General features: G+C 54.7%; 10 protein-coding genes. 6 read left to right on the top strand and 4 right to left on the bottom strand.

The annotated features are described in order from the left end of the window. Window positions 1-31: 31 nt before the first annotated feature. On the bottom strand, window positions 32-826 hold the full coding sequence (locus HMPREF0574_RS08800; RefSeq protein ID WP_004008400.1) for an inositol monophosphatase family protein: 795 nt from the start codon (window positions 824-826) through the stop codon (window positions 32-34). A gap of 68 nt (window positions 827-894) precedes the next feature. Here HMPREF0574_RS08800 and aroA point away from each other — a divergent pair, with 68 nt between their 5' ends. The 3 genes from aroA to HMPREF0574_RS08785 all read left to right on the top strand — a co-directional run bounded on the left by aroA (window position 895) and on the right by HMPREF0574_RS08785 (window position 7,218). Then, window positions 895-2,286: a 3-phosphoshikimate 1-carboxyvinyltransferase gene (gene aroA / locus HMPREF0574_RS08795; RefSeq protein ID WP_004008399.1), complete on the top strand. Its 1,392-nt coding sequence runs from the start codon at window positions 895-897 to the stop codon at window positions 2,284-2,286. Then, window positions 2,283-3,341 carry a ribosome small subunit-dependent GTPase A gene (gene rsgA / locus HMPREF0574_RS08790; protein ID WP_004008398.1) on the top strand — a complete coding sequence of 353 codons (1,059 nt, stop codon included), beginning with the start codon at window positions 2,283-2,285 and terminating at the stop codon, window positions 3,339-3,341. The genes aroA and rsgA overlap by 4 nt, the downstream gene beginning before the upstream one ends. Before the next feature lie 151 nt (window positions 3,342-3,492). Then, window positions 3,493-7,218, top strand: a complete 3,726-nt coding sequence (locus HMPREF0574_RS08785) for a multifunctional oxoglutarate decarboxylase/oxoglutarate dehydrogenase thiamine pyrophosphate-binding subunit/dihydrolipoyllysine-residue succinyltransferase subunit (RefSeq protein ID WP_004008397.1) — start codon at window positions 3,493-3,495, stop codon at window positions 7,216-7,218. A 120-nt stretch (window positions 7,219-7,338) separates the two neighbouring features. Here HMPREF0574_RS08785 and HMPREF0574_RS09930 read toward each other — a convergent pair whose 3' ends face one another. The 3 genes from HMPREF0574_RS09930 to HMPREF0574_RS08775 form a co-directional block, all read right to left on the bottom strand. Further along, complete coding sequence (locus HMPREF0574_RS09930; protein ID WP_370446369.1) at window positions 7,339-7,413, bottom strand: 50S ribosomal protein bL37; 75 nt, start codon at window positions 7,411-7,413, stop codon at window positions 7,339-7,341. A 103-nt stretch (window positions 7,414-7,516) separates the two neighbouring features. Further along, window positions 7,517-7,813 (bottom strand): zf-HC2 domain-containing protein, encoded by a 297-nt coding sequence (locus HMPREF0574_RS08780; protein WP_004008395.1) that lies wholly within the window; start codon window positions 7,811-7,813, stop codon window positions 7,517-7,519. After that, window positions 7,810-8,400: a sigma-70 family RNA polymerase sigma factor gene (locus tag HMPREF0574_RS08775; RefSeq protein WP_004008394.1), complete on the bottom strand. Its 591-nt coding sequence runs from the start codon at window positions 8,398-8,400 to the stop codon at window positions 7,810-7,812. Before HMPREF0574_RS08775 ends, HMPREF0574_RS08780 begins: the two co-directional genes overlap by 4 nt. A gap of 167 nt (window positions 8,401-8,567) precedes the next feature. On the opposite strand from HMPREF0574_RS08775, the gene HMPREF0574_RS08770 reads away from it, so the two are divergent. The 3 genes from HMPREF0574_RS08770 (at window position 8,568) to HMPREF0574_RS08760 (ending at window position 11,578) form a co-directional block, all read left to right on the top strand. After that, on the top strand, window positions 8,568-9,065 hold the full coding sequence (locus HMPREF0574_RS08770) for a DoxX family protein (RefSeq protein ID WP_004008393.1): 498 nt from the start codon (window positions 8,568-8,570) through the stop codon (window positions 9,063-9,065). A 118-nt stretch (window positions 9,066-9,183) separates the two neighbouring features. Beyond that, complete coding sequence (locus tag HMPREF0574_RS08765; protein WP_004008392.1) at window positions 9,184-10,551, top strand: hemolysin family protein; 1,368 nt, start codon at window positions 9,184-9,186, stop codon at window positions 10,549-10,551. After that, complete coding sequence (locus HMPREF0574_RS08760; RefSeq protein WP_004008391.1) at window positions 10,544-11,578, top strand: hemolysin family protein; 1,035 nt, start codon at window positions 10,544-10,546, stop codon at window positions 11,576-11,578. The genes HMPREF0574_RS08765 and HMPREF0574_RS08760 overlap by 8 nt, the downstream gene beginning before the upstream one ends. Window positions 11,579-11,750 lie beyond the last annotated feature (172 nt).

Genomic DNA, 11,750 nt, shown 5'->3' with positions numbered 1-11,750 from the left:
GAAAATTTAAGAGTTGTAAAGACCTCGCCAGTTAGTCTGTTTCTGAGCCAATATACTGTAAAACTTGGGAATGTAAACGTCCGTTGGTGACTACTGCCCCCGGTCCATTCACGCCATCCTCGCCGGTGAGGGACGTGAATTTACCGCCAGCTTCGGTCACGATGGGATAGAGAGCTCCCATATCCCACAGATTCAAGTCTGGTTCCGCCGCGACATCCACGGCACCTTCTGCCAGCAGCATATAAGACCAAAAATCACCGTAGGCTCGAGTCCGCCATACCTGTTGGGAGAGATTCATGAAGCCACGTAAACGATGCGCCTCAGCCCATTCCCCAATGAGAGAGTAGGAAAAAGAAGCCTGGTTTAGGTTAGAAATCCGCGAAACTCGCAGTTGACGCGCGGAGGTGCGTGACCGACCGGTCCACGCTCCACTGCCCGCTGCTGCCCACCATCTAAAACCTAGGGCGGGCGCGCTGACCACTCCCATCACCATTTTGCCGTCTTCCATCAGCCCAATTAGCGTCGCCCACACCGGAACTCCGCGCAGAAAATTCGAGGTGCCGTCAATCGGGTCGATGACCCATTTGCGGGATGCCAACCCCGTGCTGCCTTCTTCCTCACCGACGACGGCGTCCCGACTCCGGGAATGCGACAGATGCTTGCGGATGAGCTTTTCGGCAGCTTGATCCGCATCCGTTACCGGCGTCAAATCCGGTTTATCGCTGACTTTCAAATCAGGAGCCAAGAAACGCTTGGTGGTCAGGGCGTCTACCTGGTCTGCCATAATCAGGGCTAACTGTAAATCATCTTCCCAGCGACTACTCATGTTCTAAACATATCCCGTGTCGCGCTGCGAAACGGTCAACGGCGCGATTTTTCCATTAAGCTGAACTTATGCAAGCAACAGTTTGGTCGGCTCCCCGCGCGCGTGGTCCCGTTTTTGGTGCAGTGCGGTTGCCCGGTTCAAAGTCTTTGAGCGCCAGAGAATTGTTGCTCAGCGCCATCGGTGATGCTGAGGCTAATCTTACGGGAGTTCTGTTTGCTCGAGATACAGACCTGATGGTGCAAGCGCTACGCTCGTTGGGGGCAGTTATTGCGCCGTGGCCTCCAGTCGTGGACCAACCGGTACAAATTAAGCCTTTGCCACAACTGTGGACTGGTGCTCCTGCACAAGATGCTTCGGGCGGCCCCTCGGGTGGGGCTCCCATTACGGTGGATTGCGGTCTGGCTGGAACCGTCATGCGTTTTATTCCCGCCTTGGCGGTGGCATTGGGGCGTGCGGTGCGATTCGTGGCTGATTCCCAAGCTAATGCTCGACCGATGCGCCCCCTTTTGGATGCCCTGGTCCAGTTGGGTGCCCGCATTGAGTATGAGTCCCCGGATGGGGACGTGTTCCCCTATACGATTTATCCTCCAGCGGAACGCCTCGGCGCGGAAGTTACCGTAGATGCCACAGCCTCCTCGCAATTTATTTCGGCGCTGCTGCTGGCGGCACCACTGCTTCCCGACGGTTGTACCATTCGTTCCAAAACTGTGGCATTGCCCTCACTGCCACATATTGAGATGACCATGCAGTGTCTGTCGCAGCACGGGATTACGGTGGAACAAGGTTTATCCGATGATGGTAAGCCCTTTTGGAACGTGGTCTCAGAGCCGGTCTTTGGTCAGGATGTCTTTATTGAGCCAGATTTGTCCAATGCGGGACCATTCTTAGCTCTGGTGGGCATTGCCGGGGGGCGGATTTCTGTTCCGGCTTGGCCGGCGAAAACCATGCAGGCGGGGGCGGCGTGGCTGCAAATTTTGCCCTTAATGGGTCTGCGCGTGGAGTGGAACTGCGGGGTGCTGACGGTTTCCCGACCAGGACCGTTACAACCGCTAGACGCAGATTTGAGTGCCGTAGGGGAGTTGGTTCCCACCGTGGCAGCCCTGGCAGCTTTTGCGGAGGGAACTTCTCACCTCCGAGGTCTGCATCACCTGCGAGGACATGAAACAGATCGTCTCGAGGCGCTGCGCGCCGAACTCACCGCAATCGGAATTTCTTGTGAAATCACCCCGGAGGACGACCTTGTGATTACCGGGAAACCCGTAACTCCCTCGTGGCGTGATACCCCGACGATTGATGCGGAGCCGCTGTTGCTGCACAGCTATCAGGATCATCGGTTAGCGACTTTTGGTGCGCTCCTCGGATTGTACTATCCGGTACAAATCGATGATATTGGTGCCACCACCAAAACCCTGCCTGATTTCACAACAATGTGGGAACGCCTGTTGGGAGCAGCCTCTTGAGCCGCCGCGACATTGGCACGGATGATCCACGAGTACACGTGCGTCCGGGAAAAGGCAGTCGCCCCCGTACCAAGAAACGTCCCAGCTTTGCACACGCTGTGTCCGGAATGGTTGTGGCAGTTGACCGGGGTCGGTTCACGGTAGCAATTAGCGCCAACTGTATGGTGCAAGCGGTGAAGGCGCGAGCGTTGGGACGCAAGGGTGTCATCGTGGGGGATTGGGTCGGATTGGAGGGGGATACCTCCGGCACTCCCGATACTTTGGCACGTATCGTCACCTTGGAGGAACGTCAAACTGTGCTGCGTCGCAGCTTTGACGAATCTGAGGTCGGGGCGCGCGAAAAACTCATCGTCGCCAACGCCACCCAGATGCTAATTGTGGTTGCCGCCCGTGACCCGGAACCGAAACGTGGCATGATTGACCGCGCCATAGTGTCGGCTTTGGACGCGAAAGTCACCCCACTGCTGGCGGTAACAAAAACAGATTTGGATTCCGTCCCGGCGCTGATTGCAGACTATGAAGCCGTCGGCATTAAAGTGTTTACCCTAAACAGGAACCTTTATGAAGCTACCGCTCCGGTGCCCTCGCCTGTCGAAACTCATCCCTCCCACCTGGCGCCCCGACCTTGTGCCCCACAGTTACAGGAACTTCACCAACAGTTGCAGGGTGAAGTCACTGTCCTGTTGGGACACTCCGGGGTCGGAAAATCTACCTTGGTGAATGCGCTGGTGCCGGGCGCAAATCGGGCGACCGGAGAAGTGAACGAAGTAACTGGCAAGGGGCGGCATACTTCGACCTCGGCGGTTGCTTTACCAATCGGTTCACAAGGGTGGCTCATCGACACTCCCGGAGTGCGTTCCTTTGGCTTGGCGCACGTCGATGCGGCGGGACTGTTGCGCGGATTTACAGAACTTTACGCGATAGCTCAGGACTGTCCGCGAGGCTGTGCGCATGCCGCAGATGCCCCAGATTGTCTGTTGGATGAGCACCCGGAACTGGCGCTGCGTTTGGCGTCCTTCCGAAGCCTTTTGTGTGAAGTTCCTTCCGCTTACTGAAAAGGGAAAGTCCGTAAAACACCAAAGTTAACTCGAACTATCGTAAATCTTTGTCAAGGTCTGAAAAATAAGGTGAAATCTCTAGGCTAAAAGTCCTAAATTAGGAGCACCATGGAAAAACATTTCCAATGACCTTGAAAGGGAAAATATAGTGACCCAGACACAGTCGTCGAATAATTCACCCTCCGAAGAAGTCATCGCACAGCTTCACGCCCAATACCTTGCCGATAAAAATTCAGTTCCTCTCGAATGGCAATCGTATTTTCAACAGATGGAAAGCTTGGGATTGCTGCCGGGAGCAGCTGCCAGCGCCACCTCCGAACTCACGGATAGCAACGAAATCACAAAACACAGTAAAGAATCCCGACCTGCCGGACTTGATGCCCAGCACTCCGACCGACCTCCGCTGCCACGTTCGGTGGTGCACCCACCGACTTCTCCCTATGCCGCAATGGTGGCAAAGCAGCACTATGATGCGGCAAAGTCCGTCGTTAAGGGGGAGGATCATTCAGAACGGTTGAAGGGCATCTCCGCCGCAATTGCGAAAAATATGGATGCGTCGCTATCCGTGCCGACAGCGACGTCTTATCGCCAGATTCCGGCGAAAGTGTTGATTGAGAACCGTGCCCAAATTAATGACCACCTGAAGCGGACCCGTGGCGGTAAAGTGTCCTTTACCCACTTGATTGGCTACGCCATCGTGGAAGCTCTGGTGGAAACTCCCGATGTCAATGTGCGTTATCGCCTGGAAGACGGTAAACCTTACGTTGACCATTTCGCTCACGTTGGTTTCGGGCTGGCAATTGACCTGCCCAAAGACGACGGTTCGCGACTGTTGGTCACGCCGGTCGTGCACAACGCCGACACCCTCTCTTTTGAAGAATTCGTCCGCGCTTACGAAGAACTCGTGAAAAAAGCTCGTGACGGCAAACTGGGAATGGAAGATTATTCCGGTTGCACGGTGACACTGACAAATCCGGGGACTCTGGGAACCCTCATGTCATCGCCTCGTTTGGTGCAGGGGCAAGGTTGCATCATCGGGGTAGGAGCGACAAATTATCCGGCAGAATGGGCCGGGGCTTCCGAAGAACAGTTGGCTCAAGCCGGGGTTGGCAAGATTATGCACATGTCCTCCACCTATGATCACCGAGTCATCCAGGGAGCTTTGTCCGGCACTTTCCTGGGAGTAATCGAAAAGAAGCTCAAAGGCGAGGATGGATTCTATGAACGCGTCTTTGATTCCATGAAAGTTCCTTATGAGCCTTTCAGCTGGGCGCGTAACAACGAGTACACCGGAGAAGGGGAACTGTCCAAAGACACGCGGATTGCACGGTTTATTCACGCTTACCGTTCCCGCGGACACTTGATTGCGGATGTGGATCCCCTGGATTATCGGGTCCGTCGGCACCCAGATTTGAAACTCGATGCCTATGGGCTTTCCATCTGGGATTTGGATCTCTATTTCCCGGTGGGAAGACTGGGTGGCAAGCACAATGTCAGCATGAAGCTGCGCGACATTTTGACCCAAATGCGCGATACCTACACACGTACCGCGGGCATTGAATATATGCATATCCAGGACCCCGAACAGCGCGCGTGGATGCAACAAGAAATTGAGCAACCTTATGAGCCGCCCAGCAAAGAAGTCCGTCACGCCATCATGAACCGCTTGAATGCGGCGCAGGCTTTTGAGGACTTTTTGCAGACCAAGTATGTGGGTCAAAAGCGCTTCAGCTTGGAAGGCGGTGAATCCCTGATTCCCCTGATGCTGAGAATCATGGATGATGCTGCCCATGATGGCTTGGCAGGGGTGACCATCGGGATGGCACACCGTGGACGGTTGAACATGCTGGTGAATGTGGCCGGCAAAACCAACAACCAGATTTTCGCCGAGTTCGAAGGCAACATGAACCCTGGTTCGGTGCAGGGTTCCGGGGACGTGAAATATCACTTGGGCACCGAGTCTATCTACGAGTCCTATGAAGGCAAGACCACCAGCGTCTATATTGCGGCTAACCCCTCCCACCTAGAGGCTGTAGACCCGGTGGTCCAGGGCATTGTTCGAGCGCAGCAGGATAAAGTCGGTATCGAAGGCGACTACGGTTACCTGCCCGTGCTGATTCACGGTGATGCGGCTTTCATCGGTCAGGGAGTCGTCTATGAGACTCTGAACATGAGCCAGCTTAAGGCTTACACCACTGGCGGAACGGTACACATCATTGTGAATAACCAAATTGGTTTCACGACTTCCCCGACCAATGCCCGTTCCACGAACTATTGCACGGATTTGGCTAAGGGCTTGCAAGTGCCAATTTTCCACGTGAACGCTGATGATCCAGAGATGGTCACGCGGGTGGCTGGTTTGGCTTACCGTTTCCAGCAAAAGTTCCACAAGGATGTCATTATTGACCTGATTTGTTACCGTCGCCGCGGACATAACGAGGGCGATGATCCGTCAATGACCCAGCCGGTGATGTACCACCTGATTGATTCCCATCCGACTACCCGCACGGTTTACATTAACAACCTGATTGGTCGTGGCGATCTCTCAGATGCGGAAGCCCAAGCGGCGGTAGAGGATTACCATCAGAAGCTGGAAAAGATTTTTGAAGAGACCAAGGAAAAGGGCTATACCCCGACGCGTCAGGGTGAACAGGGCGGAAATGACTGGGATTGGAACCTGCCCGCTGCGCAGACGGATCAGTCTGATGACATGATTGCTTGGACCTCAGCCATTCCGCAGTATGTAGTGGAGGCCATCGGGGATGCCCATGTGGATTACCCTGAAGGATTCAACATGCATCCCAAGATTAAAAAGCTCTACGAAAAGCGTCAGCGGATGTCTCGTGAAGGCAACATTGATTGGGGCTTTGGTGAGTTATTGGCGTTCGGGTCGATTCTGATGGAGGGCGCCCCCATCCGCATGTCCGGTGAAGACGCTCGTCGGGCGACTTTCGTGCAGCGTCATGCAGTTGCTCACGATTTCTCCACCGGTGAGGAATGGACCCCACTGGAATTCTTAAGCGACAAACAGGGCAAGTTCATGATTTATGACTCATCCTTGTCCGAGTACGCGCCGATGGGCTTTGAGTACGGCTATTCGGTGGAGCGCCCGGAAGCTCTCACCATCTGGGAAGCACAGTTCGGCGACTTCTCATTCGGCGGTCAAACTATGATTGACGAGTTCATCTGTTCGGCGCAACAGAAATGGCACCAGCACTCCTCGCTGGTGCTGTTGCTGCCCCACGGTTTTGAGGGACAGGGACCCGACCATTCCTCGGCGCGTATCGAACGTTGGTTGAGTCTGGCTGCCCAAGACAATATGTGGATTGTCCAGCCCTCCACTCCGGCTAACCATTTCCATATGTTGCGTGAGCAGGCTTATCGTCGACCGCGGACCCCGCTGGTGGTCTTTACCCCCAAGCAGCTGCTGCGTTTGAAAGCGGCGGTATCTTCGGTGCAAGATTTCACTACCGGTCGGTTCCAACGGGTCATTGCTGACCAGGGAAATCTGGATTCTAATGCGGTGACTCGCGTGCTAATCTGCACTGGTCGGCTGTATTACGACCTGGCAGCTGAACGTGCCAAGACCGGGGATAAAACCACCGCAATCGTGCGTTTGGAACAGTACTACCCGCTGCACGAGGATCTGAAGCCGATTTTGGCACAGTACCCCAACGCTGAACTGGTATGGGTACAGGACGAACCAGAAAATCAGGGCGTCTGGGCCTTCCTAAAGATGCACCAGGATGCCTTCATCGGTGACCGTCCCATTCGCGTGGTGTCCCGCCCCGCGATGGCAGCTCCCTCCACCGGCTTGGCGTCTGTACACAAGAAACAGGCCACCGACCTGGTGTCGCGTGCTTTTGCCCGCTAAACAGCAATAACAGGGTTCCCCGGAAGAAACGAACGCTTCCGGGGAACCCTGTATTTCGAGCTGGATAAAAACGCTGCGGGTGCGGGAAGCTTTCACTTACCCGCACCCGCCGTTCAAGCTTTAAGCATTGGGGCGTTTGCCGTGATTAGCGGCACTCTTGGACCGCGCCCGACGCTTGCGACCGCGTTTCGACATAACAGCCTCCTTCTGAAGTTTGTAATCAACCTGCCTATTTTCACACATTCCCAGCCTTCCCGCAAACCCGCGGCTGCGGGGGAGCGGTGGAGGTGGCGCGTAGCTATCCAATCTTACGAATCTCTATCATGATACGTTCCCGCAGTTCTACTGGGGCTTCGCACCGGCAAGACTGGCGCAGTAAGGTGATGTAACGCTCCACCCACAAGGATTCCTCGTGGCAATCCGGGCAGTGTCGCAGATGATCGTGGAAACGCTGCGCCAAGGGCAAGTCCATCTCGCCGTTCATGATTTCACGCATATTTTGCGTCACGGTTTCACAGTCGCAGTCGCACTCACTGTCACAGCCGCAGCCGGAGGAATCCGGTGTGCGGGAGGGAAAGTTTTCTTTAAAATTCATGACATTTGCACCTCAGCTTCCACACGCTCCCTCAGCATTTTCCGTAGTTTCGCTCGCCCGCGGTGCAGACGAGACATGACCGTCCCGGAGGGAATATCAAGGATTTCCGCGATTTCTTTGTAAGCCAGACCTTCCACGTCGGCCAGGTACACCGCTTCGCGATATTCATCAGGCAAAGCGTCGAGGGCATCGAGAATATCCTGGGTGCCCAAACGGTCCAAGGCCAGAGATTCCGCGGAACGAGATTCACGATTGGAGTCATCTTGAGACAGCTGGTAATCCGTAATCTCAGCCATAGTTTCCGTGCGGGGGCGACGCTGATCCTTGCGATAGGAATTAATGAAAGTGTTGGTCATGATGCGATAGAGCCACGCCAACAGATTCGTTCCCTCTTGAAAAGAATCGAAACTCCGAAAGGCTTTCAAGAAAGTTTCTTGGACCAGGTCCTCGGCGTCATGTGGATTTCGGGTCAGCCGCAGGGCACCGGAATAGAGCTGATTTAAAAACGGCATGACTTCCGTCTCGAAGCGCTGTTCCGTTATGGATCGCGTCTCGTGCGGGGGTGCAGAGTTTATTTTTTCGCTCATCGGTGCCCAGTCTAGCGCGCAGAGCGGAGGGGAGACAGATGGGGGTCGATTTATCGCGCCCCTGGCTCGAGCGGGTCTGGCGAGAGATTTTTCCAAAGTTCGTCCCACGCCTGTTATAACCATAACGGGTGGTTTTTATTCCGCGTCGCCCAATACGTTTCGAAAAGATGCAAACTGTTCTAAAAAATGAGGACAATAGTGTTATGAGGACTTTGCTGCGTTTTATCTCGCGTCCGCTGCTGGCGGCGGTGTTCATTCATGATGGACTCGACGCGTTGCTCAACCCCGACGACCACGTGGAACGTTTTCGAAAGATGGAGCCGACTTTGGAAAAGGTGGGGCTGCCTCCCATTTTGACTTCGGACGCGAAATTGTTGTCGCGCTTGGCTGGGGCTGCTACGGCGGTGACTGCGCTGGGTCTAGCCCTGGGGAAATCTCCCCGGATTTGTGCCCTCATTTTGGCAGTGGTAAACCTTCCCATCAGCGTGGTAAATAATCCAGTTTGGGCAGCGAAATCCACAGCGGAACGCAGGGACTACACGCGCGGCTTGGTCGCTGGCGGTTCGCTGGCGGGAGGCTTGGGAATGGTTCTGGCTGACGGTAACGGACAGCCTTCCCTGAAGGCTCGTCGCGAAATCGCCCGCGCCGCCAAGGCTGGCAAATAAGCACGGTGGTTAAACTGCAAGACACCTCGCGATTTCCTGTGTTTTCCTCCCGTACCTCGGTACACCAGTATCGATTCGATTGTCCCACCTCGGTTTTTGCTGAGGGTGCACCAGGGCGGTGGGTCAGTTGAGTCCTGTTGTGGCTGACTGGTTGTTGGTGGCAGTGGGACTGATTCTGACTTTGGTTACCGCATTTTTTGTTGCCACCGAGTTTGCTTTCCTAGCGGTCGACCCTGCCAGAGTTGCGGGGCGAGCGGCTAACGGAGACAAGCGGGCCGCCCTTGTGAAAAACTCAATCTCTAATCTGTCTACCCAGTTGTCCGGCACTCAGGTAGGCATTACCCTGTCCACAATCATGGTGGGTTACACCACTCAAAAAGCCATCGCAAACCTGGTGACACGCGGATTGGGACACACCGGGATGGCTTTGGCTGCCGCCACGGCGCTGGGGGCAGTAGTCGCCCTCATTCTCACAAACCTGTATTCCATGGTCTTTGGCGAGCTCATCCCCAAGAACCTGGCGCTGGCGGACCCCCTGAAAACTGCGGCTTTCGTGGTGCGTCCACAGCGGGCGTTCACTTCTGTTTTCAAGCCGCTCATCGTGGTGCTGCGGTCTTCGGCAAACTTCGTGTTGAATAGGATGGGCGTGGTAGTCGTGGAAGAGCTCTCGGGCGCGCATTCAGCTCAGGAGCTCGTGGCAATGGTGCGCCAAAGCGCGGAGGAAGGGGTATTGGATTTATCTACCGCTTCCCTGTTCACCCGTTCGGTGCATATTTCTGGTCTGGCAGCGAAAGATGTGATGACCGACCGCGGTCGGGTGCACTATTTGTCTCAGAATGACTCGGCAGATGACCTCATCGAGAAAGCGCGGGAAACTGGGCACTCTCGTTTCCCCGTGGTCGGACCGAACGGTTTGGACGACATTCTGGGATTCGCCAATCTGCGTCGGGCAGTATCCGTTCCTTTTGAACGCCGCAGTGAAGTCGTGGTCACCTCGTCATCACTAATGTATGAAGTTCCCAGAGTCCCGGAAACGATGGGGCTGGCGGATTTGATGGTGCTGCTGCGCGACGCGGGTAGTCAAACGGCGGTAGTGGTCGATGAATACGGGGGTACTTCCGGCATCGTGACCCTGGAGGACGCGGTTGAAGAAATTGTGGGCGAAGTCGCGGATGAACACGATCAGCACGCTGCCGGGATTAATCATCCGGTGGAAGACGAGTGGTTGGTTCCAGGGCTGATACGTCCCGATGAGCTGTTGATTCAAACCAAAGTGGAACTGCCCGATGAAGGTCCCTATGAAACCTTGGGGGGGCTGATTATGACTGAACTGGGACACGTTCCCTCGCAGGGGGAGACAGTCCTGGTCAACGGATATCTTTTACGCGTCGAGCAAATGGACGGTCGACGTATTGACCGGGTCCGTATCACCCGCAATCCGACCCCTGACGAGCAGGCAGATTCTGCGGAGGTGGCTCATGAATGATTGGGTCTCTTTAATCTTTATGGTGTTGCTTCTGGCTATCAATGCTTTCTTTGTGGGTGCAGAATTCGCGTTCACGGCTTCCCGGAAAGCTGAGATTGAGCCCCTGGTGAAACAGGGGAAACGCGGGGCAGCTTCCGCAATGATTGCGGTAGAAAATGTTTCCGAGATGCTGGCGGTTTGTCAGCTGGGAATTACGCTGGCATCTACCGGATTGGGAGTGGTGGCGGAACCGGCTATCGCGCATCTGTTGCTGCCGATAGCGTTGCGTCTGGGGCTGCCACCGGTCAGTGCCCATTCTTTTGCTATCCTTCTGGCTCTGCTGATTGTCTTGTATCTGCATGTGGTTGCCGGCGAGATGATTCCAAAATATACCTCGGTTTCCGCCCATACCCGCCTCATTTTGCTCTATTCACCCCCGATGGTGGCGATGGAAAGGGCACTGCGTCCGGTTATTAGAGCGATGAACCGATTTGCGAACTCGGTGGTGAGGTTGTTTGGTTTGGAACCGCAACATGAGGTTGGGGTGAGTTTCACGGTCGAGGAAATGTCCTCAATCGTTGAAAAATCCCGCGAGGAAGGGGTTTTGGAGGACGACCTGGGTCTGCTTTCCGGGACGCTGGAATTTTCTGCCGAAGTGGTGTCCGGAGTGATGGTCGGTTTGGAACAATTGGTGATGTTGCCAGCGGATATCACGCCCGTAGAGGCGGAAAAAACCATGGCGCGTTCCGGGTTTTCGCGTATCCCGATTATTGATGAAACCGGAAACATTATCGGATACTTGCACATCAAAGATGTCATTGCGGTAGATAAAGGACTACGTGAGGACCCGTTGGAACCCTGGCGGATTCGCTCGTTAATTACCGTGACGCCGCAGATGGAAGTGGAGGATGCGCTGCGCGTGATGCAAAAGCAAGGCACGCACCTGGCGGGGGTGGTCAATCCGGAGAATCCGGAAACGGTGATTGGAGTGGTCTTTTTGGAGGATATTTTGGAAGAACTGGTGGGTGAAGTCCGGGATTTACTCTGAGCACGTGTAGCTACGGGCGGCACCATTGATACCAAAAATCCAAGATTCTTTCAGGTAATTTTCGGAAAAAGTCATTTCGTGTTAACAAATGTTACTAAAGTGAAAATTGATGAGCGCTTTTGATTGCAAATCGTTATCTAGTTGTTATAAACTTGAGTTCTAGTTGTTATCC

Source organism: Mobiluncus curtisii subsp. curtisii ATCC 35241 (assembly GCF_000146285.1).
Classification (GTDB): Bacteria; Actinomycetota; Actinomycetes; order Actinomycetales; family Actinomycetaceae; genus Mobiluncus; species Mobiluncus curtisii.
The sequence above is the reverse complement of the archived record's forward strand: the minus strand, read 5'-3'. Positions and strand labels throughout refer to the sequence as shown.